Source organism: Ferrovibrio sp. GW821-FHT12E11, from assembly GCF_058806975.1.
The window spans coordinates 728,029-751,707 of record NZ_JBXAQG010000001.1 but is presented as its reverse complement, the minus strand read 5'-3'; the positions used below and the strand labels follow the sequence as shown (position 1 = coordinate 751,707).

Here is a 23,679-nt window from a genome sequence, read left to right as displayed (position 1 = left end):
CCAGCATGCGTCTTCTTCGTTCCAGCGCCAGTTTCCCGCCCGCGCTTCATGGCGCCGTGGCGGCCATCGGCAATTTCGACGGCGTACATCTGGGGCATCGCGCCCTGATTGCTGCCGCGAAGGCCGAGGCCGAGCGCACGCAAAAGCCGCTGGCGGTGATGACCTTCGAGCCGCATCCGCGCCGCTTTTTCGTGCCGTCCTCGCCGCCCTTCCGGCTCGACGCCCTGGAAACCAAGGCGCGGATTCTCAATGACCTCGGCGTCAAGGCGACGCTGGCGCTGCCGTTCACGGCCGAACTGGCCGGCCAGTCGCCGCAGGATTTCGTCGATCATATCCTCGCGCGCGACCTGCGTCTGAGCCATGTGGTGGTTGGCTACGATTTCACCTTTGGCAAGGCGCGGGCCGGCACTACCGACCTGCTGCGTGACCTCGGCACGACGCATCACATCGGCGTCACGGTGGTATCCGCGCAGGGTGATGGCGAGACCTATTCCTCCACGCGCGTGCGCCGCCTGCTGGAAGCCGGCGATGTGGCTGGCGCCAACCGCATTCTCGGCCGGCCCTGGGAAATCATCGGCACCGTGGAGCATGGCGACAAGCGCGGCCGTGAACTCGGCTATCCCACCGCCAATGTGGCCATGACCGATTTCCAGGTGCCGAAATTCGGCATCTACGCCGTGCGTGCGGTTGTTGCCGGCGAGACCCATGATGGCGTTGCCAGCCTCGGCATCCGTCCGACTTTCGCGGACCAGACCGATGTGAAGCTGGAGGTCTATCTGTTCGATTTCAGTGGCGACCTTTACGGCCAGTCCATGAGGGTCGAATTCCACGGCTTCCTGCGGCCGGAAGTGAAATATGAAGGCCCTGAACCGCTGAAGCGCCAGATCGCCGCCGATGTCGAGGCGGCGAAGGCAATGCTGGCCAACCACTAGGCCGGCGCACCTGCCTCGACAGGTGGGGGCCGGAGTGCTAGATCATCGCCATGCTTGGGCAATTCGCCATATCGGTCGGCCTTCGGGCGCCGCGAATTAGCGGCCCGGTCCTTATCTAAGGCCCGGGATTTCCTCGACTTTTCCTTAAAATTCGCGCCGGCCACCGCGCCCGCGGCGCGTTACCCGAGTTGAGCCATGACCACCGACTATCGCCCGACCGTATTCCTGCCCACCACCGATTTCCCGATGAAGGCCGGCCTGCCGGCCAAGGAGCCGGAAATCCTCGCCCGCTGGGAAAAGCTCGGCCTCTACGAGCAGCTTCGCAAAGACTCGAAGGGCCGCGAGCAGTTCGTGCTGCATGACGGCCCGCCCTATGCCAACGGCAACCTGCATATCGGCCATGCGCTGAACAAGATCCTGAAAGACGTCATCAACCGCTCGCGGCAGATGATGGGCTTCGACGCCAATTACGTGCCGGGCTGGGACTGCCATGGCCTGCCGATCGAATGGAAGATCGAGGAAAAGTACCGCAACGCCGGCAAGAACAAGGACGACGTGCCGATTGACGAGTTCCGCAAGGAATGCCGCGATTTCGCCGAACACTGGATCGGCATCCAGCGCGAGGAATTCAAACGGCTGGGCGTGATCGGCGACTGGAAGAATCCCTACACGACCATGAGCTTCGCAGCCGAAGCCCAGATCGTGCGCGAGATCCAGAAATTCCTGATGAACGGCGGCCTGTTCAAGGGCTCGAAGCCGGTGATGTGGTCGATCGTCGAGCGCACGGCGCTGGCCGAGGCGGAAGTCGAGTATCACGAGCACACCTCGTCCACCATCTTCGTCAAGTTCCCGGTGGTGAAGGCTTCGACCAAGGCGGTCGAGGGCGCATCCATCGTGATCTGGACCACCACGCCCTGGACCATGCCCGGCAACCGCGCCATCGCCATGAGCAAGGACGCGGCCTATGTGCGGCTGCGCATCGATGCGATTGCAGAGAAGTCGCTGGCCAAGGTGGGCGACGAGGTGATCGTCGCAAAAGACCTGGTCGAAGGCATCGCCAAGGCCTGCGCCATTGAAGCGTTCACTGAACTGGCCAGCCTGACCGGCGCCGACCTGCTCGGCACGATCTGCGCCCATCCGCTGCGCGGCCAGGGCTATGAATTCAATGTGCCTGTCCTGCATGGCGATTTCGTCACCATGGATGCCGGCACCGGCTTTGTGCATATCGCGCCGGGTCATGGCGCCGACGACTACAATCTTGGCACCGCCAACGGCATTGAAGTGCCGCATACGGTGGATGCCGATGGCCGTTACTTCCATCACGTGCCGGTCTTCGGCGGCGACCACCCGGCCCGCGTGCTGGACGATGCCGGCAAGGATGGCGACGCCAATGGCCGCGTCATCGCGGTGATGATCGAGGCCGGCGCGCTGCTGGGCAAGGGCCGTCTGCGCCACCAGTATCCGCATTCCTGGCGCTCGAAGGCGCCGCTGATCTTCCGCAACACGCCGCAGTGGTTCATCTCGATGACCACCAACGACCTGCGCAAGAAGGCGCTGGCCGCCATCGACGCGACCCAATTCTATCCGGCCGGCGGCCGCAACCGTCTTTATGCCATGATCGAGCAGCGCCCGGACTGGGTGATCAGCCGTCAGCGCGCCTGGGGCGTGCCGATTGCCGTGTTCGAGAACCGGGAAACCGGCGAGCTGCTGAAGGACCCGGAGGTCAACGAGCGCATCGTGGAAGCCTGCCTGAAGGGCGGCGCCGATGCCTGGTTCACCGCCAAGCCGGCCGACTTCCTCGGCAATCAGTACAATCCGTCCGACTGGAAGATGGTGACCGACATTCTCGATGTCTGGTTCGATTCCGGCTCGACGCACAGCTTCGTGCTGGAACAGCGACCCGACCTGAAATGGCCGGCCTCGCTGTATCTGGAAGGTTCGGACCAGCATCGCGGCTGGTTCCATTCCTCCCTGCTGGAAAGCTGCGGCACCCGTGGCCGCGCGCCCTACGATGCGGTTCTTACGCACGGCTTCACGCTGGACGAGAAGGGCCGCAAGATGTCCAAGTCGCTCGGCAACACGACCGAGCCGCAAGATGTGATCAAGCAGTCGGGCGCCGACATCCTGCGCCTGTGGGTGGTGTCGTCGGATTACTCCGACGATCTGAGCGTCGGCAAGACCATCATCCAGGCCCAGTCGGATGCCTATCGCCGCCTGCGCAACACGCTGCGCTATCTGCTCGGCAATCTGGCCGGCTTCGATGAATCCGAGCGGCTGTCGCATGCCCAGATGCCGGACCTGGAACGCTGGGTGCTGCATCGCCTGGCCGAACTGGACACGGTTGTGCGCGAAAGCTGCGAGGCTTACGATTTCCACCGCATGTATGTGGCGCTGTATAACTTCTGCGCAGTCGACCTGTCGGGCTTCTATTTCGACATCCGCAAGGATGCGCTCTATTGCGACGCGACGACCAGCATCCGCCGCCGTGCCGCTCGCACCGTGCTCGACCGCCTGTTCGATTGCCTGGTGAAGTGGCTGGCGCCCTTCATCAGCTTCACCGCCGAAGAGGCCTGGCTGACGCGCTATCCGTCGGAAGACGGCAGCGTGCATCGCGAACTCTTCCCCGCGGTGCCGGCCGAATGGCTGAATGCCGATCTGGGCGCGAAATGGGAGCGCGTGCGCCGGGTGCGCCGCGCTGTCACCGGCGCCATCGAGATCGAGCGCGCGGAAAAGCGTATCGGCGCCAGCCTGCAGGCCCATCCGGTGGTCTATGCGACGGCCGAGGATATCGCGGCCCTCGATGGCCTCGACTTCGCCGAGATCTGTATCACCTCGGGCATCACATTGCGTGAGGGCGAGGGTCCGGCCGAAGCCTTCCGCAGCGAGGATGTGAAGGGTGTTGCCGTGGTGCCGCAGCAGGCCTCGGGCTTGAAATGCGAGCGCTGCTGGCAGGTGCTGCCGGAAGTCGGTCATGTGCCGGACCATGACGATCTGTGCAAGCGCTGCAGCGAGGCCCTGTCGTGATAAGCCGCCCGATGGCCGTGCGGCTTGGCCTGATCGCGGCTGTGCTGGTGCTGGTTTCCGACCAGCTCAGCAAGGTCTATTTCCTCGATCTGATGCAGCAGAATCCGGCCGGGATCAGGATGACGCCGTTCTTCAACCTGGTCATGGTCTGGAATACCGGCGTCAGCTTCGGCCTGTTTCGCGAAGACAGCGCCCTGCGAAGCTGGACCCTGATCGCCGTTGCGGTTGCCGTTCTGGTCTGGCTGGCGATCTGGCTGTGGCGGGCCGAGTACCGGCTGACAGCGCTGGCGCTCGGCGGCATCATCGGCGGCGCTATCGGCAACATTATCGACCGCATACGGTTCGGGGCGGTTTTCGACTTTCTCGATTTCCATGCCTTCGGCTGGCACTGGCCTGCCTTCAACATCGCCGACTGCGCCATTGTGGTGGGTGTGGGACTGTTGCTGCTCGATACGATCCTGCCGCGGTCCGGCAGTCGCGACGGCGCATAAGGCGCAAAGGCGAAAATTACCACCTTAAATATATGTTCCGGCGATTCGTTGCGCCGGTCAAAGAATGGTGGCAGCATTCACCCTTGGGGGCGAGTTCCACGAGAGGCAGGATGCTTCGGGCGCGGCGAGTATCCGAACGGAATAACCGGTTGGAAAAGCGGAACGACAGAGCGCGCCGTCTGGTTCAGCGACGTGCCGGCCGGCCGGCAGGCGCAGCATGACCTCATCCTCCCGGCGGCTGTCCGCTGTCCGTCATCAGCTTTCCGCCAAGCAGGTCAAGGCGACGGTGATCGCCACCCTGCTGCTTGGTTTCCTGTCCAGCCTGTTCCAGTTGGTGCTCGATATCCGCAACGAAGTCGAGCAGCGTGAGGCGACCGTCACCCAGGTGATGGACATGCTGAACGATGCCGCGTCCCAGGCCGCCTATGCGCTGGACGAGCAGCTGGCGGCCCGTGTGGTCAGCGGCCTGCTGCTCTACAAGCCGATCTGGCGGGCCGAAATCTACGACAACTACGGCCGCCGCATGGCGATGCAGGAGCGCGCTCACAGCGTCACCCCGCCCAGCGGCCTGGCCACCATGCTGCCCAGCACCGATGAAGTGGTGGTCCGCCCGCTGTACGGCCCGCGCGACCAGGACCTGGTGGGCGAGATGCGGGTGGCGGTCGATGGCACCCTGCTGGCGCGCAGCGTGCTGGAAAGAACCTGGGTGGTCGTGCTCACCGGTTTCGTGCGCAACTTCGTGCTGGCGCTGATCCTGGCCGTGCTGTTCTATTTCACGCTGACGCGGCCGCTGCTCAATCTGGTGGCCCAGCTGGGCAAGGCCGATCCGCGCCGGCCCGACGAAACCCGCATCACCGTGCCGAAGAATCATGCGGATGACGAATTCGGCCTGCTGGCCGAGCGGGTGAACGAAATCCTGCGCGCCGGCGGCGAATACCTGGCCGAGGTGGAGCGCAGCCGCGAACTGTTGCGCACCGTGCTGGATGCCACGCCGGCGCCGATCAGCGTCAAGGATATCGATGGCCGGTATTTGCTGGTCAACCGCCAGGTCGCGGAGACCTTCGACCTGGAACCGGACGAGATCATCGGCAAGCGTATCGACGATCTGCCGCTGGGCGGCATTGCGGCGGAGGATCGCGAGGACTTCGTGAGCTTCGGCCGGGCGATGGAAGAGGCGGTGCTGTCCAGCGGACTCCCCGTGCTGAATCGCGAACGCAGCCTGCGGCTGGCCGATGGCCGGATCCTGACCATGCTGGAAAACAAGGTGCCGCTGCACAAGAGCAATGGCGAGCCCAGCGGCATTCTCTCCATCACGCTGGATATCAGCGAGCGCAAGCAGGCGGAAAAGGCCCTGGACGAGGCCAATGGCCGGCTGCGGGCCCAGGCCGAGGATCTGGAGCGGCTGGCGGCGTCCTATGCGCGCGAGCGCGAACATGCCATTGCCGCCAATCGCGCCAAGTCGGAATTCCTCGCCAATATGAGCCATGAGCTGCGCACGCCGCTCAATGCCATCATCGGCTTTGCGGAAGTCATCACGCTGCGCATGTGGGGCGCCAATTCGGACCGCTATTTCGACTATGCCGAAGACATCGTGATGAGCGCCCGGCATCTGCTGCATGTCATCAACGACATCCTGGATATGTCGAAGATCGAGGCCGGGCGCTACGAGCTGTCGCTGGAGACCAGCGCGCTGCCCAATGTGATCGGCGACTGCCTGACCATCGTGAAGGGGCGGGCCCAGGAGGCGGAGATCGATCTGCTCGATGTCTTCCCCGACGAGATGCCGGCGGTGCGGATCGACGCGCGCGCCATCAAGCAGGTGATGCTGAACCTGCTGTCGAATGCGATCAAGTTCACCCCCGCCGGCGGTCAGGTCGAGGTCGGCGGCGGACGGCTGCCCGATGGCGGCGTGGAGATCACCGTACGCGATACCGGCGTGGGTATCCGCGCCGAAGACCTGTCGCGGATTTTCGAGCCGTTCTGGCAGGGCGACCCCAATATCCGCCGCCGCAGCGAGGGCACCGGCCTGGGGCTGGCGATCAGCCGCAAATTCGTCGAACTGCATGGCGGCACCCTGCGGATCAACAGCCGCGAGGAAGCCGGTACGGTGGCCACGATTCGTCTGCCGCCGGATATGGTCATCGGCGGCTGACGCCCCGGTGTTTTTGCCGGTTTGCCAAGCTCCGGCCGCCCTTGTGCGGAGGGCTTGGGCAAGGGTAAAATCCCCCGCTCCGTTACTGAGAAGGATCGTTCCGCCATGCGTCGACCGAACAAGGCCGGCTGCCGCCCGTCGATGGGCCGCCCCGCGATGGGCCGTCCGTCGCTCGCCTGGGCCGTGCTGGCGCTCCCCTTCATCCTGGGGGGCTGCAGCGGTGCCCGCGATGCGCTGGGTCTGAACAAGAAAACCCCGGACGAATTTGTCGTGGTCACCAAGGCGCCTCTGGTCCTGCCGCCCGAATTCGGCCTGCGGCCGCCCGAGCCGGGCGCCCCGCGGCCCCAGGAAGTGCCGGCCCGCGATCGGGCTGCCGCCGCCCTGTCGGGCACCAGCACCGATGCTGCCGGTCAGTTGACGCCGATGAACCGCGCCGCCGTGGCGCAGCAGCCGCGCTCGGCCGGTGAGTCCGCCCTGCTGCAGCAGGCCAAGGCCAGCAATGCCGATCCCGATATCCGCCGCAAGGTGAATGACGAATTCACCCAGCTGGCCGAACGCGACCGCCGCCTGGTCGACCGCCTGATCTTCTGGCAGTCGGCCGAACAGCCGGGCACACCGCTGGATCCGGCCAAGGAAACCCAGCGCCTGCGCGAGAATGCCGCGACGGGCAAGCCGACCACAGCCGGTGACGTGCCGCTGATCAAGCGCCGTGAGCGCGGCCCGCTCGAGGGTATTTTCTGATACGGAGACCGCGTTGCTGCATCGCCTGATTGTTGCCCTGTCCGCCGCACTGATTGCAGGCGCAGCAGGATGGGGCGGCGACAGCCGAGCCCAGGTCTTTCGCCCCAGCCAGCTAGTGCTGGAAAATGGCATGCAGGTGATTCTGATCGAGGATCACCGCGCGCCCATCGTGCATCACATGGTCTGGTACAAGGTTGGCGCCGCCGACGAGCAGCCCGGCGTTTCCGGCGTGGCGCATTATCTCGAACACCTGATGTTCAAGGGCACGCCGAGCGTACCGCCGGCGGAGTTCTCCAAGATCGTGGCGCGCGAGGGCGGCCGCGACAACGCCTTCACCTCGTCGGACTATACCGGCTATTTCCAGACCATCGCCAAGGACCGCCTGGAACTGGTGATGCGCATGGAATCCGAGCGCATGAACCAGTTGCAGCCGCGCGCGGCCGACGCGAAACCTGAATTGCAGGTCGTGATGGAAGAGCGCCTGAGCCGCACCGACAACAATCCCGGCGCGCTGTTCGGCGAGCAGCTGGATGCCGCCCAGTATCTCAGCCATCCCTATGGCCGCCCGGTGATCGGCTGGCCGCAGGAAATCCAGCGCCTGACGCTGGAGGATGCGATGAGCTTCTATCGCACCTGGTATGCCCCCAATAACGCCATCCTGATCGTGGCCGGCGATGTGACGCTGCCGGAGCTGAAGCGCCTGGCCGAGAAATATTACGGCCTGATCCCGATGCGGCCGATCCCGGCGCGGTTCCGGCCGCAGGAGCCGCAGCAGCTGGCGGCGCGCCGCCTGAGCATGAGCGACGCACGCGTGTCGCAGCCATCCATGCGCCGCACCTATCTGGCGCCGACGCGCAGTGCCGGCGAAAAGCAGCATGCCCTGCCGCTGTCGGTGCTGTCGGAAATCCTGAATGCGGCGACCGGCCGGCTGTACAAGGCGATGGTGCAGGGCGAAGGGCCGGCGGTTTCGGCCGGCGCCTGGTATTCCTCGCTCTCGCTTGATCCCGCCACCTTCGGTTTCAGCGCCTCGCCTAAGCCGGGCCGCAGGCTGGAAGAGGTCGAGACAGCGCTGGATGAGGTGATCGCCGCCGTGCTGGCCCGGGGCGTCACGGCCGAAGAACTGCAGCTCGCCAAGACCGTGATGCAGGCGGAAACCGTTTTCGCCCGCGACAGCCTGTCGGGCGCGGCGCGCACCTTCGGCGCGGCGCTGACCAGCGGATTGACGGTAGAGGATGTCGAAGCCTGGCCGCGTCTGGTCGATGCGGTCACCGCCGAGCAGGTGCTGGCGGCTGCGCGCTATGTCTTCGATCTGCGCCGGTCGGTGACCGGCCATCTGCTACCCAAGCAAGGTTAGGAACCCGGAATGGCGATGCTGTCTTCCTTCCGTGGCTTCGCGCTCGCGCTTGCGCTGGTCTGCGCCGCGACCGCCGCCTGGGCCGGCCCGAAGATCGAGCAGATCAAAACACCGCTGGGCATCTCGGTCTGGCTGGTACAGGAACCGGCAATCCCGATGCTGGGTCTGCAGGCGGCCTGGCGCGGCGGTTCGTCCAGCGATCCGGCCGGGCAGGAAGGGCTGGCCAGCCTTGCCACCGGCCTGCTCACCGAGGGCGCCGGCAATCTGGACACCGATGCGTTCCAGGAGGCCATGCAGGAAAAGGCGATCAGCATCGATTTCAGTGCCGACCGCGACTACACCAGCGTCAGCCTGCGCACGCTCATCCAGCATCGCGAGCGTGCTTTTGAACTGCTGAAGCTCAGCATGACGGCGCCGCGTTTCGACGACGAGCCGCTCAGCCGCAGCAAGGCCCAGGCGCGCGTCGCCTACGAACGCAGCCGGCAGAGCCCGAACGCGCTGGCCGGCGAGCGGTTTTCCCAGCTTGCTTATGGCGACCATCCCTATGGCCGCCGCTCATCGCCCTCCACCGAAAGCCTGACGCGGATCAACCGGCCGGAGCTGGCCGGCTTCGCCCGCAGCCTGCTGGCCCGCAACAATCTGGTGATCGGTGCGGTCGGCGATATCACGCCCCAGGAGCTGGCGCGCCTGGTGGACCAGACCTTCGGCAGCCTGCCGGCGGAACCGCAGGTGGTGCTGCCGGCCACGGTGGTGCCGCAGACCGCGGCAACGCCCGTCGTGATTCCGTTCCCCAATCCGCAGAGCATTGTGCTGCTGGGTGCGCCCGGCATCGCGCGCGAAGATGCCGACTGGTACGCCGCCACCGTGCTGAATCAGGTGATCGGCGGCGGCGGCATGACGTCGCGGCTGTTCGAGGAGGTGCGCGAGAAGCGCGGCCTGGTCTATTCGGTCGGCACCCAGCTCACGCCCTACAAGGCCTCGGCGTTGCTGTCGGGGTCGCTGGCCACCAGCAATGCCCAGGTTGGCGATGCGCTCAGGCTGGTGCGCGCCGAACTGGCCAAGGTGGCCAAAGACGGCGTCAGCGATGCCGAACTGGCTTCGGCCAAATCCTTCATGACCGGATCTTTCCCGCTGCGGCTCAGCTCCAATGCCGCTATCGCCGGCATGCTGGTGGCGATGCAGAATACCGGCCTTGGCCCCGATTACATTGATGCCTATCCCAACCTGATCAATGCCATCACCCAGGATGACGTCCGTCGCGTGGCGCAGCGCCTGTTCGCCCGCAATGAGTATCTGATCGTGGTGGTGGGACAGCCGGCCGGCTTGGAAACGCCAAAGCAGGGTGGCTGATATGGCCGTTCCCAATGGCATCCGGCGTCTGCCGGAAACCCTGGTCAACCGCATCGCCGCCGGCGAAGTGGTCGAGCGGCCGGCCAGTGCGGTCAAGGAACTGGTGGAAAATGCCATCGACGCCGGTGCGAAGCGCATCGATATCGCGATCGCCAATGGTGGCCGCAGTCTGATCAGCATCAGCGATGACGGCCGTGGCATGGCGCGCGACGATCTGCCGGTGGCGGTGGAGCGTCACGCCACCTCCAAGCTGCCGGGCGACGACCTGCTGGATATCCAGTGGCTGGGCTTCCGCGGCGAGGCGCTGCCGTCCATCGGCGCGGTCAGTCGCATGAGCATCGTCTCGCGGCAGCCAGCCAGCGACTCTGCCTGGGCGCTGGAGGTCGACGCTGGCAAGGTTGGCAGCGTGAAGCCGGCCGCCGCCGGTCCTGGTACCCGCATCGAGGTGCGCGACCTGTTCTATGCCGTGCCGGCGCGCCTGAAATTCCTCAAGACCGACCGCGCCGAAGACCTGGCCGTGCAGGAGATCGTCAAGCGGCTGGCCATGGCGCATGCCGGCATCGCGTTTACATTACAACAGGACGGTCGCACCAGTTTCCGTGCCGATGCGGTGCAGGGCGAACTCTTCGCCCGCCGGCTCGGGCGCCTGGAACAGATTCTCGGCCGCGATTTTGCCGACAATGCCGTGCAGATCGAAGCCGAGCGCGAAGGCATCAAACTGACCGGCCATGCCGGGCTTCCCACATACAATCGCGGCAACGCGCAGCACCAGTATCTGTTCGTCAACGGTCGGCCGGTGCGCGACAAGCTGTTCGTCGGCGCGGTGAAGGGCGCCTATGCGGATTTCCTCAGCCATGACCGCCATCCGGTGGTGGCGCTGTTCCTCGAAGTGCCGGCCGAGCAGGTCGACGTCAACGTGCATCCGGCCAAGGCGGAAGTGCGCTTCCGCGATCCCGGCCTGGTGCGCGGCCTGATCGTGGGCGCGCTGCGCCATGCCTTGGCCGAGGCCGGCCATCGCGCCAGCAGCACGGTGGCGCAGGCCGCTTTGGGCGCGCTGCGGCCGCAGGGTGCGCCGAGCCTGGCGCTGCCGTTTGGCAACGGCTCGCGCTGGCGCGGCTATGACAACCTGCGGCCCAGTTCGGTCCCCGGCCTGGCCGAGGCGGCCGCGCTGTATAACGCGCCGCAGGGCGATTTCTCCCGGGACGAGGCCGGGTTGCCTGATGATGACGGCCTGCTTCCTGGTGCACGTGCTGACGAACAGGGCGTCTCGCCGGTGCAGTTGCAGGCCTATCCGCTGGGCGCGGCGCGCGCCCAGGTGCATGAGACCTATATCGTGGCGCAGACGGCGGACGGCATCGTGGTGGTTGACCAGCATGCTGCCCATGAGCGCCTGGTCTACGAGCGCATGAAGGTCAATCTGGAAGCCGGCAAGGTGCCGCGCCAGGCGTTGCTGCTGCCCGAGGTGGTGGAGTTGAACGAGGCGGAAGCCTCGCGGCTGACAGCGCGGGCCGCCGAGCTGGCTGAACTCGGCCTGGTGCTGGAAAGCTTTGGCGATGGCGCCGTGGTGGTGCGCGAGGTGCCGGCGCTGCTTGGCGATGTGGCTGTGCAGAATCTGGTGCGCGACCTCGCCGATGCGATTGCCGAATACGACAATGTGCTGCCGCTGAAAGAGAAACTGGAAGAAGTCTGCGGCACCATGGCCTGCCACGGCAGCGTGCGCGCCGGCCGCCGCCTGACGCTGGACGAGATGAACGCGCTGCTGCGCCAGATGGAAGCCACGCCGCATTCGGGCCAGTGCAATCACGGCCGGCCGACCTATGTGGAACTCAAGCTCGCCGATATCGAGAAGCTGTTCGGGCGGCGTTAACCCGGCGATGAATTATAGTGCCGGCATCCGCCGCGCAAAATGTCATCGAAAATCATCGACCATCATGGCGAAGATCGGTGGCGCTTCCTGAAAGCCCGTGGCAGAAAACGGCATCCGTCATCCCTCTCGCCACAGGATGCCTGCCATGACCATCATCAAAACCGTCGAAGAGCTGGAAACGCTCTACGGCCAGCCGGGAGAAACCTCGCTGGCCAAGGAAATCGACTATATTGCGCCGGCCTATCGCCGTTATATCGAAGCCTCGCCCTTCGTCTCGCTGGCCACTGCCGGACCGGAAGGGCTCGACTGTTCGCCGCGCGGCGATCTGGCCGGCTTCGTGCGCATCCATGACGAGAAGACGCTGATGATGCCCGACCGGCGCGGCAACAACCGCGTCGACAGTTTGCGCAACATCGTGCGCGATCCGCGCGTCGGCCTGCTGTTCGTCATTCCAGGTTCGGGCAACACGCTGCGCGTCAACGGGCGGGCGCATCTCGATACCGATCCGGTCTTACTCGACAGTTTCAAAATGGAAGGCAAGGCGCCGCGTTCGGTGATCGTGATCGCGGTCGACAGCATCTATTTCCAGTGTGCCCGTGCCATCGTGCGGGCCGATCTGTGGAATCCGGCGCTGCATGTCGATCCGAAATCGCTGCCGACCGCCGGCCAGATCCTGGCCGAGCTCAGCAAGGGCCGCGTCGGCGGCGAGGTCTACGACCGCGAATGGCCGGAGCGCGCCAAAGCCTCGATGTGGTGAGCGGACGGCTTAGTGCCGTTCCAGCAACTGGCCCATGGCATCGGGCCGCAGACTGGCCAGCGATTCCTGGGTCACTGCCAGCTGGCGGGCCAGGGCGCTGGTTTCGGTCAGCACAACCTGCGTCGCCAGGTCGGCCTGGACCAGCGAGGCGAGGCTGCGGATGCCGTCGATATCGGCCGCGGAGGGCCGGATCACCAGCACGGAGTTTGCCGGGTTACGGTCGAGATCAAGCATTGCAGTCCTCCTTCCGGGTCTGTCCGCAGCGACCGCAGGTTGGGCGAATCGCTCACTGATTGGTTGAAAATACTATATCGGCAGTCGTAAAAGTTGTCTTAGCCAAAAAGCTGGTTTTTATTGGATGCGAACGCAGAGCGCAGGCAGTCGCTTGATTTTTCATCCATATGTTCCTATAGTGTTCCTATATGACGTGCCGCAATCCGGGCATGATCGTGATCTCTGCTGATGGGCATCGTGAATGGGTGCGCTTTTTGATTCTATAATAGAATCAATACTGTAATTGGAATTTACGGGCCTCAACCGGCTTTGAGCGGGACAGAATTGGTTTGCAATCGGCCTGAATTGGCTCTGCGCTGGACCGAATAGGTCCTTAATCGGCCTTCACTTGGCTCTGAACGGGCCGCAATTGGCCCCGGTCTCAGCCCTGCCGGAGCAGGAAGGTCAGCCGCGCCGGACCCTGCTGGCGTTCCTCCAGCAGGCTGAAGCCGGGCGGAATGGCGAAGCTGCCTTTCGCGTCGGTTTCCACCATCACCAGGGCATCAGGCTTGAGCCAGCCCGCGCGGTCCAGCGCGGTGAGCGCCTGGGTGCCGCTGCCGGAGCGATAGGGCGGATCCATCAGCACCAGGTCGGCGGGGGCGGGCGCCGGGCCGGGATGGGTGCAGTCGGCACCCCGCAGAGTGATGCGGTCGGTGAAGCCCAGCTCACGCGCATTCTGCAAGATCACCCGGCGGGCCGCCGGGTCGATCTCGAACAGATAGGCATGATGGGCGCCGCGCGAGAGCGCTTCGAAACTCAGGGCGCCGGAGCCGGCGAAGGGATCGAGCACGATACCGCACTCCAGCCGCGATTTGCCGGCATCGGTCATCAGGCTGGGTGAATGCAGCAGCATGTTGAACAGCGATTCCCGCACGCGGTCGGTGGTCGGGCGCGTGGTGCGGTCGGGCGGCGCGGCAATCGCCCGGCCGCGATGGCTGCCACCGACAATGCGCATGTCAGGCCGGCTTCGCCGCCGCCTTTTTCGCGGGCGACTGCTGCGACTTGCCGATGCCGAGCTGCTCGTTCAGCACCTTGCCCGGTACTTCCTTCACCTTACCGGGCTCGATGGTGCCGAGCTGGAAGGGTCCATAGGCGGTGCGGATCAGGCGGCTGACCTGGTGGCCCAGATGCTCCATCACGCGGCGCACCTCGCGGTTCTTGCCTTCGCGCAGACCGACGACCAGCCAGGAGTTGTCGCCCTGGCTGCGCTCCACCGTGGCGGTGATCGGCCCATAGGCCACGCCCTCGATGGTGATACCTTCGGCCAGTTCGGCCAGGTGCTGCTTGTGTGGCAGGCCGTTGACGCGCACACGATACCGCCGCAACCAGCCAGTGGCCGGCAGTTCCAGTCGCCGCGCCAGCTCGCCGTCGTTGGTGAGCAGCAGCAGGCCTTCGGAATTGAAATCCAGCCGGCCCACCGAGATGACGCGCGGCAGGCCCGGCGGCAGGTTGTCGAAGACCGTCGGCCGGCCCTGCGGGTCCTTGTGTGTGGTCATCAGGCTGCGCGGCTTGTGATAGAGCCAGAGCTGGGTCTTGGCCGGCCCGGCCAGCGGCTTGCCGTCGACGCGGATATCGTCGCCGTCCTTCACCAGGAAGGCCGGCGTATCCAGCTTCTTGCCGTTGACGATGACGCGGCCCTCGGCGATCCAGCGTTCGGCGTCGCGGCGGGAGCAGATGCCGGCGCGCGCCAGCCGCTTGGCGATGCGTTCGCCCTTTTCGGTCTCGTCGCTCATGTGGCGCAGGCTTCGATGAAGGCGCGGAACAGCTTGCGGTCGCCATCGCTGATGAAGAATTCCGGATGCCACTGCACGCCGAGGCAGAAGCGATAGCCCGGATGCTCGATGCCCTCGATCACGCCGTCGGGCGCCACGGCATCGCAGACCGCGCCGGGTGCGACGGTTTCGACGGCCTGGTGATGGGCTGAATTGACCGGCAGTTCATCGGCGCCGACGATCCGGCGCAGCAGGGTATCGGCGCTGACCTTCACCGGATGGCCGGCCTGGTCGCGCGGATTGGGCTGCTCGTGCGGCAGCGGCTCTTTCACGCTGTCGGGGATATGCTGGATCAGCGTGCCGCCGAGCACGACATTCAGCAGCTGCTGGCCGCCGCAGATGCCGAAGACCGGCTTGTCGCGTTTCAGCATGCCCTGGGTGATCGCCCATTCGAACTGGGTGCGCGCGCCTTTCAGTTTCACGGTTTCATGGCGCGTGGCGGCGCCGAACAGGGCCGGGTCGACGTCGAAATTGCCGCCGGTGACGATCAGGCCGTCCAGGAGATCGAGATAGCGCTCCACCGCTGCCGGCTCATGCGGCAGCACCAGCGGCACGCCGCCACTTTCGGTCACCGCCGAGCAGTAATTCTGCCGCAGGGCATACCAGGGGAATTTCGAATAGCCGCCGGGCTCTTCGGAATCGAGGGTGATGCCGATCAGGGGGCTGCGGGGTGATTTGGGCGTGGTCATAGGGTCTTATAGGCCGGCCCGGCTTGCTTGACGAGAGGGCCGGCTTGCTTGACGGCGGAAGACGGCTCCCGCAGGCTTGCCCCGATGACCCAGACACCCATGGATATCGCCCTGACCGAAGCCCGCGCCGCGCAAGACCGCGGCGAGGTGCCGATCGGCGCCGTGATCGTGGATGGGGTGACCGGCCAGGTGGTCGCCCGGGCCGGCAACGAGACGCGGGCGCTGAACGACCCCACCGCCCATGCCGAGGTGCTGGCGATCCGCCGCGCCGCCGCCACCCTGGGGGCGGAGCGGTTAAGCGGTTGCGACCTCTACGTCACCCTAGAGCCCTGCACGATGTGCGCTGCAGCGATCAGCTTCGCGCGGTTACGCCGGCTTTATTACGGCGCGGAAGACCCCAAGGGCGGCGGTGTGGCGCATGGTGCGCGCGTCTTCGCACAGCCGACATGCCATCACCGGCCCGAGGTCTATGGCGGCATCGCCGAGACCAGTTCTGCTGCACTGTTGCGCGACTTTTTCGCGGCCAGGCGCTGAACCCCAAGATCATTTTGGGGCGCTGATCCACTGCCGATATTGGTCCAGTCCCTAGCCGAAGCCGGCGCGCGGGCCTAAACTCCCCCGCGTATCCGCTATCGGTTAACTAGAAATAGGGAAGAAACACATGGACTTCGAATTCTCCGACCGCGTCAGGGACCTGCAAGAAAAAGTCTCGCGCTTCATGGACGATCATGTCTATCCGAATGAGCATCGCTTCCACGAGGAAGTGGCCAAGGGCGATCGCTGGCAGCCGACGGCTGTCGTCGAGGAGCTGAAGGAAAAAGCCAAGGCGCAGGGGCTGTGGAACCTGTTCCTGCCGGAAAGCCATCGCGGCGCCGGCCTCAAGAATCATGAATATGCCACGCTCTGCGAGATCATGGGCCGCGTGCACTGGGCACCGGAAGTGTTCAACTGCTCGGCGCCCGACACTGGCAACATGGAAGTGCTGGAGCGGTATGGCACCGACGAGCACAAGAAGGAGTGGCTGGAGCCGCTGCTGGCCGGCAAGATCCGTTCGGCCTTTGCCATGACCGAACCGGCGGTGGCTTCGTCAGACGCCACCAATATCGAGTCCTCCATCCGCAAGGACGGCGACTCCTATGTGATCAACGGTCGCAAATGGTGGACTTCGGGGATCGGCGATCCGCGCTGCAAGATTCTCATCTTCATGGGCAAGTCGGACGCCAACAATCCCAACAAGTACCAGCAGCAGTCGATGATCCTGGTGCCGCGCGATGCCAAGGGCGTCAACGTCCTGCGCATGCTGCCGGTGTTCGGCTATGACGATGCGCCGCATGGCCATGGCGAGGTGGTGTTCGACAATGTGCGGGTGCCGGCCTCCAACATGCTGCTGGGCGAGGGCCGCGGTTTCGAGATCGCCCAGGGGCGTCTCGGTCCGGGCCGCATCCATCACTGCATGCGCCTGATCGGCCAGGCCGAGCGTGCGCTGGAAAAGATGTGCAAGCGCGCCAAGAGCCGCGTCGCCTTCGGCAAGCCGGTGGCGGAGCAGACCGTGACGCTGGAGCGCATCGCCGATGCCCGCATCATGATCGACCAGGCCCGTTTCCTGACGCTGCATGCAGCCTGGAAGATGGACACGGTCGGCAACAAGGCGGCCCGCAAGGAAATCGCCATGATCAAGGTGGCGGCGCCGCTGATGGCCTGCCAGGTGATCGACTGGGCCATGCAGGTGCATGGCGCGGCCGGCGTTTCGGAAGACTTCGGCCTTGCCGCGGCCTATGCGCAGGCGCGCACGCTGCGCTTCGCCGACGGTCCCGATGAAGTGCATCGCAACCAGATCGGCCGGCTCGAGCTGGACCGCTGGAATTAAAGTTCGACCACAAAAAAGCAGAGCCTCCCCATGACTGTTGAATCCTACTTCTCCGCCACCTATGCCGAGGCGCGCGACAAGTTCCGTGCCGCGGCAAAGGAGGCGGGTGCCACGCTTACCGTTTACGAGAATCCCAAAGCCAAGGGACCGAACGGCGAGACCCTGACCACCGATGTGGCCTGCCTGGGCCCGCAGGATGCCGAGAGCGTCTACATGACGACCTCGGGCACCCATGGCGCCGAAGGTTTCTGCGGCTCCGGCGCGCAGATCGGCCATTTCAGGGACAAGCTGTTCAGCGCCATGTCGCCGAAGACCAAGGCGGTGATGATCCATGCGATCAATCCGCATGGCTTTGCCCATGTGCGTCGGGTGACGGAAGACAATGTCGACCTGAACCGCAACTTCCAGGACTTCTCCAAGCCGCTGCCCAAGAACGCGGCCTATGAGGAAGTGCATGACCTGCTGCTGCCGGCCCATTGGGAAGGCCAGGGCCGTGCGGCCGCCGACCAGGCGATCCTGGACTACCAGACGAAGCACGGCGCCTTCGCCTTCCAGTCGGCGATGTCGGGCGGCCAGTATTCGCGCCCGGACGGCCTGTTCTTCGGCGGCCAGAAGCCGACCTGGTCGAACGAGACCTTCCGCCGCATCCTGAAGGAGCATGTGCCCGCCAGCGCAAAGAAGCTGGTCAGCATCGACTTCCATACCGGCCTTGGTCCCATGGGCTATGGCGAGCCGATCTATGTCGGCCCGGAAGACCCGGCCTATTACACCCGGGCCAAGACCATGTTCGGCCCGGAAGTGACCAATCCGAATGACGGCAGCTCCACCTCGGCGCGTGTCACCGGCACGGTGCCGGAGGCTTTCCTCGACCTGCCGAAGTCTGTCGAAGTGACTGCCATCGCGCTCGAATACGGCACCCAGCATTGGCAGCAGGTGACCGAGGCGCTGCGTGGCGACCACTGGCTGTTCGCGCGCGGCGGTGGCGATCTGTCCTCGCCTCTGGCCAAGCAGATCAAGCAGAAGATCCGCGATGCCTTCTATACCGATACGACGCCCTGGAAGGCGGCGATCTACGGGCGCGCCGCCGATTTCGCGCTCCGCGCCTTCCGCGGCCTCGAAGGCTGAAGACCACGCCATAAAAAAGAAAATGGCGGCAGGATCGCTCCTGCCGCCATTTTTTATGTCGGGATGGACGGCTGCTTAGTGATGCAGTTCGGCCAGGCGCTGGGCCCGGGTGATGTCGGGCAGACGCGCGGCATATTCTTCCTCGCCCACCATCATACGCTCCAGCTCCTGGCGGGCGCGGGCCAGACGGCTGCGGATGGTGCCGATGGGGCAGTTGCAGACCTTGGCGGCTTCCTCGTAGGACATGCCATGGCCGACGACCAGCACCAGCGTTTCGCGCTGGGCCTTGTTCAGCTTGCCGATGGCAGTCATCAGCTCACCCAGCACCAGGCTGTCTTCCTGCGGGGCCTTCACGGCCATCAGGTTCTCGATGGCGGAGTTGTCGCCAAATGTCGTGGCTTCGCGGCGGCGGCGGCGAGCCTGATCGATATGCTGATGGCGCATGATGGTGAAAACCCAGGCCTTGAAATTGGTGCCGGGCTGGAACTGGTCGGACTTGGCCAGGACGCGCATGGCGGTCTCCTGAGTCAGGTCTTCAGCCCAGCTGCGGTCGCGGGTGAGCATGATGGAAAAGGCTTTGAGGGAGGGGAGGGTTTCCAGCAGCAGGCCGTGAATATTGTCGGTCATGGGAGACGTCCTCTTATGTGTTTTTGACGTAATGACTGGATGAACAGTGCGTCGTCAGTGACACAGAGGATGGGCTTCGGGCCGGCTCGCAGCCAGCGATAAGGCTGGGACATGCCGTGACAATGCTGCGACCGGGAAAGCCGGAAAACCGCTAAAATCTATAGTGTTTTCAGTGCTTTGGCCTGGCTTTGGCGGTTGTGATATTGCTGGTTCCGAGATCGGTCAGCTGTTCCTGCAGCAGCGGCAGGGCGCGGTCGAGCCAATCGTTGAAATGCTGGCTTTGCAGGGTTTTCGCGGTGAATTGCTCTGCTGGCTGAGCGGAGTCAGCAGTGAAATCCTGCGCAGGCATTTCAGCGCCGGTCCCGCTCATTTCCAAAGATGCCTTCTCACGCTTCGACATATTTCCCCGCGCGGCCGACCCGGCCATCACGCCCCAGACTGGCCTCGCTAGAGGCGAATTGCCTGCCGACAGTCTGTGCCGGCACCTCAACACCTGCAATCCCGAATGACGGAGCGGTTACAAGGTTCCCGAAATATATGCGATCAGGCGGTGACCGAAGGGGTAGCTGTGTCAAGTGCAGCAAAGACCGCGATGGACCGGAACCCTCCGTATGCGACCCCGTTAGGTTTGCATGGGAGCGAGGCAGCTCCCTTGATCTTTCAATAACGGAGGAAACTACCATGGCTGACCGCCTGATCTCGGCCGATAAGGTCGAAGGCACCACCGTCTACAATCCCAGCGGCGACAAGCTCGGGTCGATCAACAACGTCATGATCGACAAGACCACCGGCAAGGTCGCCTATGCCGACATGTCTTTCGGCGGTTTTCTGGGGATCGGCGACCGTCACCACCCGCTGCCCTGGAGCATGCTGAAATACGATGCGAAGCAGGGCGGCTATGTCGTCAACCTGGATAAGAAGAAGCTGGAAGGCGCGCCGAATTACGGCAACGACGACCGGCTGAACTGGGAAGACGAGAGCTGGGGCCGCAAGGTGCATGACTATTACGGCGTACCGCCGTTCTGGATGTAAGCCTTCACGACGCAGTGAGGAAAGGGCGCCCCGGCATATCTGTCCGGGGCGCTTTTTTTATTCCTCGTCGCCGTCGACCAGAGTCCAGGCCTGGTTGGCGACCGAGCGCCCGAGCGCGGCATAGGCCTTGATGGCAGGCGTGGCGGCGCCATTGCCCTGACTGCGTTTAATGATTCCCTGCGCCGTGACAGCGACGCGCAGAAGGGCAAAGGCCAGATAGAAATTCCAGTGCGGAATGTTGTCGCGAGCGCTGCAGCGGCAATAGGCGGCGATGTAATCGGGTTCGCCGGGAATGCCGGTGTCGAGGAAGTCGATACCCTGCAGGCTGCCCATGCCGGGAATGGTGACGCGCCAGGGCATGCAGTGAATGGCCAGATCGGCCAGCGGATGGCCCAGCAGCGCCAGATCCCAGTCCTGGATCGCTACCACACGCGGCTCGGTGGGATGAAAGGTCAGGCTGTCGAGCCGGAAGTTGCCATGCATCAGGCTGGTGACATTGTCGTCGGGAATGTGATCGGGCAGCCAGGCGAGCAGGCGCTCCATGGCGCTGATCTCTTCGGTCTGATTGCTGCGGTACTGCTCGATCAGCGCCGTCACCTGCCGGTTCAGGTAATCCAGCCCGCTGCCGTTGGCGGGGAGGCCGGTCTGGCCGGGCAGCAGGCCATGCACGCGGGCCAGCGTGTCGGCCATCGCCTCGTAATGGGCCTGCCGCTGTTTGGCGTCCATGCCGGGCAGGTTGGGGTCACGGAAATGCCGTCCTGAAACATAATCCAGCAGATAGAAGGGCGTGCCGATCACCGTGTCATCGGTGCAGACATGCAGCGGCGTCCCGATCGGCATGCCGGCCGCATGCAGGGCGCGCAGCAGGGTGAAATCACGGTCGATGGATTCGGCCAGAGACATGCCCTTGCGCGGCTGCAGGCGCTTGCGCAGTACGGCATTGCGGCCGGGGCTGTGCAGCATGAAGGCGGGATTGGCCACCGAACCCTTGAACTGCTGCACGTTCAGCGGGGGCTTGAACTCGGGAAGATGCTTGGCGATATATGCCGTTAACCTGGCCTCGTCGAACCGGTGTTGCGGTTGTACGGGGGTCAGGTCGGCCGCTGCCATGCCTTATTTGCTCCCCGTCATCCTCTGCACCAGCGCCCAGGCCTGCTCGGCGATCGGCTTGGCACGTTTGCCGGATTCGATCGCATGCTGACTGGCGGCGGTGCCGTCCTTCACCCGTCCCATGATGCCCTGCAGGATGCCGGCGATCCGGAACATGTTATAGGCCATGTAGAAGTCGAGATGCGGAATGCCGTCGCGGCCGGTGCGCTTGCAGTAGGTCGCGAGATAGTCCTGCTCGGTGGGAATCCCCAAGGCAGTGAAGTCGACACCGGCGACGCCACGGAAGGTTTCGGGCGCCAGCCGCCAGGACATCAGGTGATAGCTGAAATCGCCGAGCGGGTGGCCCAGCGTTGACAGCTCCCAGTCCAGCACCGCGATTACGCGTGGCTCGGTCGGATGGAAGATCATGTTGTCCATGCGGTAATCGCCATGGACGATGCTGGTTTCCTCGCCTGGCGGAATATTGGCCGGCAGCCATTCGATCAGATGGTCCATGGCCGGAATCGATTCCGTCTCCGAGGCCTTGTACTGCTTGCTCCAGCGGGCGATCTGGCGGGCGAAGTAATCGCCGGGCTTGCCGTAATCGCCCAGGCCAATAGCGGCGTAATCCACTTTGTGAAGGGCAGCGATGGTGCGGTTCATCGCATCGAAGATGCCGGCGCGCTCTTCGGGATTCATGCCAGGCAGACGCTGGTCCCACAGAATGCGGCCTTCGACGCAGTCCATCACATAGAAGGCGGTGCCGATGACGCTGTCGTCCTCGCACAGGCCATAGGTGCGGGCGACAGGCACATCGGTCTGGCCCAGCGCGGTGATAACACGGTATTCGCGATCGACCGCATGGGCCGATGGCAGCAGCTTGCCCGGCGGCTTGCGACGCAGCACGTATCTCTTTGCCGGCGTCACCAGCATGAAGGTGGGATTGGACTGGCCGCCCTTGAACTGGTGCACCGTCAGCGGGCCGCGATAGTCAGCCACATTGGCCTTCAGCCAGGCCTCCAGCGCACCTTCATCGAACTTGTGACGCTCCTGCACCGGCATGGTGCCGACGAAGCGGTCCTGATCGCTCATACCCTGTTTCCTCTTGTCGTTGGAGCGCCAATACGCGCCGCTCAAGGCCTACGATAGACAAGCGGGACAGGGGGACGCAACCGCCCTCTGAAAGACGGGCGGATGCTGTTGTTATTGTTGGTCTGCGGTCAGGTTTTCCGCTCGCGCTCAATGGCGCGCCAGCCAATGTCGCGGCGGCAGAAGCCTTCCGGCCAGCGGATGCGGTCGACGGCGGCATAGGCGCGCGCCTGTGCATCGCCGATGGTCCTGCCCAGGCCACAGACACCCAGCACCCGCCCGCCATTGGCGAGGATGGCGCCATCGGCTCGCGCGGCGGTGCCGGCATGGAAGATAACCGTGTCCGCTTCGGTCGCAGCGGCATCAAGGCCTTCGATGACCGTACCCTTGCGCGGTTCAGCGGGATATCCTTCGCCGGCCATCACCACGCAGAGCGCGGCTTCATCGCGCCAGCGCAGATCGAAATCCTTCAGCACGCCGTCGCGCGACGCGATCAGCGCCGGCAGCAGGTCGGATTTCAACCGCAGCATCAGGGTCTGGCATTCCGGATCGCCGAAGCGGGTATTGTATTCGATCAGCTGCGGCCCGGTCCTGGTGATCATCAGGCCGGCGAACAGCACGCCCTTGAAGGGCGCGCCTTCTTGGATCATGGCATCCACCGTGGGGAGGATGATGCGCTGCATCACCTCCTGCTGCAGGGCCGGCGTCAGCACCGGCGCGGGGGAATAGGCGCCCATGCCGCCGGTATTCGGCCCGGTATCGCCATCGCCGACGCGTTTGTGATCCTGCGCCGAAGCCAGCGCCAGGGCATACTTGCCGTCAACCAGGGCGAAGAAGCTGACTTCCTCGCCTTCCAGGAATTCCTCGATCACCACTTCAGCACCGGGGACGGCGAACAGCGCCGTATTGGCCTCCAGCGCCTCGTCCAGGGTCATCGCCACGGTCACGCCCTTGCCGGCGGCCAGGCCATCGGCCTTCACCACGATGGGCGCGCCCTGCTGGCGGATGAAGGCTTCCGACGACGCTGCATCCTTGAAGCGGCCATAGGCTGCCGTCGGGATGCCGTATTTGGCGCAGATGTCTTTCGTGAAGCCTTTCGAACCTTCCAGCCGGGCCGCGGCGGCGGTCGGGCCGAAACAGGCAAAGCCGTTGGCCTCCAGATGATCGACAAGGCCGATCACCAGCGGCGCTTCCGGGCCGACCACGACGAAATCGATATGCTCGTCGCGGCAGAGCTGCAGCACGGCATCGCGGTTCAGCGGATCGACCGCGGCCAGCTTGGCCACCTGGCCGATTCCGGGGTTGCCCGGCGCGCAGACCAGCTTGTTGACCAGCGGCGAGGCGGAAAGGGCCCAGCACAGGGCATGTTCGCGCCCGCCCGATCCGATGACGAGAAGGTTCATGTCTGTCCCCTGGGATGATTGGGCGACTGGAGGAATGGCGGCAAT

Annotated in this window: 22 protein-coding genes; 13 read left to right on the top strand and 9 right to left on the bottom strand. The window is 64.6% G+C overall.

Going from position 1 to position 23,679, the window contains the following annotated elements:
* Positions 1–5 precede the first annotated feature (5 nt).
* The 9 genes from AC1ROT_RS03745 to AC1ROT_RS03705 all read left to right on the top strand — a co-directional run bounded on the left by AC1ROT_RS03745 (position 6) and on the right by AC1ROT_RS03705 (position 12,668).
* On the top strand, positions 6–932 hold the full coding sequence (locus AC1ROT_RS03745; protein ID WP_492997265.1) for a bifunctional riboflavin kinase/FAD synthetase: 927 nt from the start codon (positions 6–8) through the stop codon (positions 930–932).
* A gap of 195 nt (positions 933–1,127) precedes the next feature.
* The gene (gene ileS / locus AC1ROT_RS03740) at positions 1,128–3,956 is read left to right on the top strand and encodes an isoleucine--tRNA ligase (RefSeq protein ID WP_492997264.1); all 2,829 of its coding nucleotides are present in this window, start codon (positions 1,128–1,130) and stop codon (positions 3,954–3,956) included.
* Positions 3,953–4,447, top strand: coding sequence for a signal peptidase II (gene lspA / locus AC1ROT_RS03735; RefSeq protein WP_492997263.1), 495 nt, complete (start codon positions 3,953–3,955; stop codon positions 4,445–4,447). Before ileS ends, lspA begins: the two co-directional genes overlap by 4 nt.
* A 217-nt stretch (positions 4,448–4,664) precedes the next feature.
* Positions 4,665–6,599 (top strand): PAS domain-containing sensor histidine kinase, encoded by a 1,935-nt coding sequence (locus AC1ROT_RS03730; protein WP_492970064.1) that lies wholly within the window; start codon positions 4,665–4,667, stop codon positions 6,597–6,599.
* Between the two features lie 105 nt (positions 6,600–6,704).
* On the top strand, positions 6,705–7,340 hold the full coding sequence (locus AC1ROT_RS03725; protein WP_492997262.1) for a DUF3035 domain-containing protein: 636 nt from the start codon (positions 6,705–6,707) through the stop codon (positions 7,338–7,340).
* A gap of 130 nt (positions 7,341–7,470) precedes the next feature.
* A complete protein-coding gene (locus tag AC1ROT_RS03720) occupies positions 7,471–8,694 on the top strand; it encodes a M16 family metallopeptidase (RefSeq protein WP_492997261.1) in 1,224 nt (407 codons plus the stop codon).
* A gap of 9 nt (positions 8,695–8,703) precedes the next feature.
* Positions 8,704–10,044, top strand: coding sequence for a M16 family metallopeptidase (locus AC1ROT_RS03715; protein WP_492997260.1), 1,341 nt, complete (start codon positions 8,704–8,706; stop codon positions 10,042–10,044).
* A gap of 1 nt (position 10,045) precedes the next feature.
* Positions 10,046–11,911, top strand: coding sequence for a DNA mismatch repair endonuclease MutL (mutL, locus tag AC1ROT_RS03710; protein ID WP_492997259.1), 1,866 nt, complete (start codon positions 10,046–10,048; stop codon positions 11,909–11,911).
* Between the two features lie 145 nt (positions 11,912–12,056).
* Positions 12,057–12,668, top strand: coding sequence for a pyridoxamine 5'-phosphate oxidase family protein (locus tag AC1ROT_RS03705; RefSeq protein ID WP_492997258.1), 612 nt, complete (start codon positions 12,057–12,059; stop codon positions 12,666–12,668).
* 9 nt (positions 12,669–12,677) lie between these two features.
* On the opposite strand, the gene AC1ROT_RS03700 is transcribed toward AC1ROT_RS03705, so the two are convergent.
* The 4 genes from AC1ROT_RS03700 to AC1ROT_RS03685 form a co-directional block, all read right to left on the bottom strand.
* Positions 12,678–12,902 (bottom strand): hypothetical protein, encoded by a 225-nt coding sequence (locus AC1ROT_RS03700; RefSeq protein ID WP_492997257.1) that lies wholly within the window; start codon positions 12,900–12,902, stop codon positions 12,678–12,680.
* Between the two features lie 421 nt (positions 12,903–13,323).
* Entirely contained in the window at positions 13,324–13,896 is a 573-nt protein-coding gene (gene rsmD / locus AC1ROT_RS03695; RefSeq protein ID WP_492997256.1) for a 16S rRNA (guanine(966)-N(2))-methyltransferase RsmD, read from the bottom strand.
* A gap of 1 nt (position 13,897) precedes the next feature.
* Positions 13,898–14,674, bottom strand: coding sequence for a pseudouridine synthase (locus AC1ROT_RS03690; RefSeq protein WP_492997255.1), 777 nt, complete (start codon positions 14,672–14,674; stop codon positions 13,898–13,900).
* Positions 14,671–15,402: a gamma-glutamyl-gamma-aminobutyrate hydrolase family protein gene (locus AC1ROT_RS03685; RefSeq protein WP_492997254.1), complete on the bottom strand. Its 732-nt coding sequence runs from the start codon at positions 15,400–15,402 to the stop codon at positions 14,671–14,673. Before AC1ROT_RS03685 ends, AC1ROT_RS03690 begins: the two co-directional genes overlap by 4 nt.
* Before the next feature lie 84 nt (positions 15,403–15,486).
* Between AC1ROT_RS03685 and AC1ROT_RS03680 the strand changes: the two genes are divergently transcribed.
* The 3 genes from AC1ROT_RS03680 to AC1ROT_RS03670 all read left to right on the top strand — a co-directional run bounded on the left by AC1ROT_RS03680 (position 15,487) and on the right by AC1ROT_RS03670 (position 18,394).
* On the top strand, positions 15,487–15,936 hold the full coding sequence (locus AC1ROT_RS03680; RefSeq protein ID WP_492997253.1) for a nucleoside deaminase: 450 nt from the start codon (positions 15,487–15,489) through the stop codon (positions 15,934–15,936).
* A gap of 127 nt (positions 15,937–16,063) precedes the next feature.
* Positions 16,064–17,269 carry an acyl-CoA dehydrogenase family protein gene (locus tag AC1ROT_RS03675; protein ID WP_492970075.1) on the top strand — a complete coding sequence of 402 codons (1,206 nt, stop codon included), beginning with the start codon at positions 16,064–16,066 and terminating at the stop codon, positions 17,267–17,269.
* 30 nt (positions 17,270–17,299) lie between these two features.
* Entirely contained in the window at positions 17,300–18,394 is a 1,095-nt protein-coding gene (locus AC1ROT_RS03670; protein ID WP_492997252.1) for a M14 family metallopeptidase, read from the top strand.
* Positions 18,395–18,469: 75 nt separating this feature from the next.
* Here the strand turns inward: AC1ROT_RS03670 and AC1ROT_RS03665 are convergent, their stop codons facing one another.
* Together AC1ROT_RS03665 and AC1ROT_RS03660 are read right to left on the bottom strand one after the other, a co-directional pair.
* Positions 18,470–19,021 carry a sigma-70 family RNA polymerase sigma factor gene (locus AC1ROT_RS03665; RefSeq protein ID WP_492970077.1) on the bottom strand — a complete coding sequence of 184 codons (552 nt, stop codon included), beginning with the start codon at positions 19,019–19,021 and terminating at the stop codon, positions 18,470–18,472.
* Between the two features lie 169 nt (positions 19,022–19,190).
* A complete protein-coding gene (locus AC1ROT_RS03660; RefSeq protein WP_492997251.1) occupies positions 19,191–19,421 on the bottom strand; it encodes a hypothetical protein in 231 nt (76 codons plus the stop codon).
* Positions 19,422–19,702: 281 nt separating this feature from the next.
* Here AC1ROT_RS03660 and AC1ROT_RS03655 point away from each other — a divergent pair, with 281 nt between their 5' ends.
* The gene (locus AC1ROT_RS03655) at positions 19,703–20,053 is read left to right on the top strand and encodes a PRC-barrel domain-containing protein (protein WP_492970079.1); all 351 of its coding nucleotides are present in this window, start codon (positions 19,703–19,705) and stop codon (positions 20,051–20,053) included.
* Between the two features lie 57 nt (positions 20,054–20,110).
* On the opposite strand, the gene AC1ROT_RS03650 is transcribed toward AC1ROT_RS03655, so the two are convergent.
* From AC1ROT_RS03650 to purD, 3 genes are all read right to left on the bottom strand, one after another.
* A complete protein-coding gene (locus tag AC1ROT_RS03650) occupies positions 20,111–21,163 on the bottom strand; it encodes a phosphotransferase (RefSeq protein WP_492997250.1) in 1,053 nt (350 codons plus the stop codon).
* A gap of 3 nt (positions 21,164–21,166) precedes the next feature.
* On the bottom strand, positions 21,167–22,234 hold the full coding sequence (locus AC1ROT_RS03645) for a phosphotransferase (protein ID WP_492997249.1): 1,068 nt from the start codon (positions 22,232–22,234) through the stop codon (positions 21,167–21,169).
* A gap of 128 nt (positions 22,235–22,362) precedes the next feature.
* A complete protein-coding gene (purD, locus tag AC1ROT_RS03640) occupies positions 22,363–23,634 on the bottom strand; it encodes a phosphoribosylamine--glycine ligase (protein ID WP_492997248.1) in 1,272 nt (423 codons plus the stop codon).
* Between the last annotated feature and the right edge of the window lie 45 nt (positions 23,635–23,679).

What these genes read in the sequence shown, in the direction of transcription:
- AC1ROT_RS03745 (WP_492997265.1), top strand. Translation starts at nt 6, where the DNA reads ATGCGTCTTCTTCGTTCCAGCGCCAGTTTCCCGCCCGCGCTTCATGGC.
- ileS (WP_492997264.1), top strand. Translation starts at nt 1,128, where the DNA reads ATGACCACCGACTATCGCCCGACCGTATTCCTGCCCACCACCGATTTC.
- AC1ROT_RS03730 (WP_492970064.1), top strand. Translation starts at nt 4,665, where the DNA reads ATGACCTCATCCTCCCGGCGGCTGTCCGCTGTCCGTCATCAGCTTTCC.
- AC1ROT_RS03725 (WP_492997262.1), top strand. Translation starts at nt 6,705, where the DNA reads ATGCGTCGACCGAACAAGGCCGGCTGCCGCCCGTCGATGGGCCGCCCC.
- AC1ROT_RS03720 (WP_492997261.1), top strand. Translation starts at nt 7,471, where the DNA reads ATGCAGGTGATTCTGATCGAGGATCACCGCGCGCCCATCGTGCATCAC.
- AC1ROT_RS03715 (WP_492997260.1), top strand. Translation starts at nt 8,704, where the DNA reads ATGGCGATGCTGTCTTCCTTCCGTGGCTTCGCGCTCGCGCTTGCGCTG.
- mutL (WP_492997259.1), top strand. Translation starts at nt 10,046, where the DNA reads ATGGCCGTTCCCAATGGCATCCGGCGTCTGCCGGAAACCCTGGTCAAC.
- AC1ROT_RS03705 (WP_492997258.1), top strand. Translation starts at nt 12,057, where the DNA reads ATGACCATCATCAAAACCGTCGAAGAGCTGGAAACGCTCTACGGCCAG.
- AC1ROT_RS03700 (WP_492997257.1), bottom strand. Translation starts at nt 12,902, where the DNA reads ATGCTTGATCTCGACCGTAACCCGGCAAACTCCGTGCTGGTGATCCGG.
- rsmD (WP_492997256.1), bottom strand. Translation starts at nt 13,896, where the DNA reads ATGCGCATTGTCGGTGGCAGCCATCGCGGCCGGGCGATTGCCGCGCCG.
- AC1ROT_RS03690 (WP_492997255.1), bottom strand. Translation starts at nt 14,674, where the DNA reads ATGAGCGACGAGACCGAAAAGGGCGAACGCATCGCCAAGCGGCTGGCG.
- AC1ROT_RS03685 (WP_492997254.1), bottom strand. Translation starts at nt 15,402, where the DNA reads ATGACCACGCCCAAATCACCCCGCAGCCCCCTGATCGGCATCACCCTC.
- AC1ROT_RS03680 (WP_492997253.1), top strand. Translation starts at nt 15,487, where the DNA reads ATGACCCAGACACCCATGGATATCGCCCTGACCGAAGCCCGCGCCGCG.
- AC1ROT_RS03675 (WP_492970075.1), top strand. Translation starts at nt 16,064, where the DNA reads ATGGACTTCGAATTCTCCGACCGCGTCAGGGACCTGCAAGAAAAAGTC.
- AC1ROT_RS03670 (WP_492997252.1), top strand. Translation starts at nt 17,300, where the DNA reads ATGACTGTTGAATCCTACTTCTCCGCCACCTATGCCGAGGCGCGCGAC.
- AC1ROT_RS03665 (WP_492970077.1), bottom strand. Translation starts at nt 19,021, where the DNA reads ATGACCGACAATATTCACGGCCTGCTGCTGGAAACCCTCCCCTCCCTC.
- AC1ROT_RS03660 (WP_492997251.1), bottom strand. Translation starts at nt 19,421, where the DNA reads ATGTCGAAGCGTGAGAAGGCATCTTTGGAAATGAGCGGGACCGGCGCT.
- AC1ROT_RS03655 (WP_492970079.1), top strand. Translation starts at nt 19,703, where the DNA reads ATGGCTGACCGCCTGATCTCGGCCGATAAGGTCGAAGGCACCACCGTC.
- AC1ROT_RS03650 (WP_492997250.1), bottom strand. Translation starts at nt 21,163, where the DNA reads ATGGCAGCGGCCGACCTGACCCCCGTACAACCGCAACACCGGTTCGAC.
- AC1ROT_RS03645 (WP_492997249.1), bottom strand. Translation starts at nt 22,234, where the DNA reads ATGAGCGATCAGGACCGCTTCGTCGGCACCATGCCGGTGCAGGAGCGT.
- purD (WP_492997248.1), bottom strand. Translation starts at nt 23,634, where the DNA reads ATGAACCTTCTCGTCATCGGATCGGGCGGGCGCGAACATGCCCTGTGC.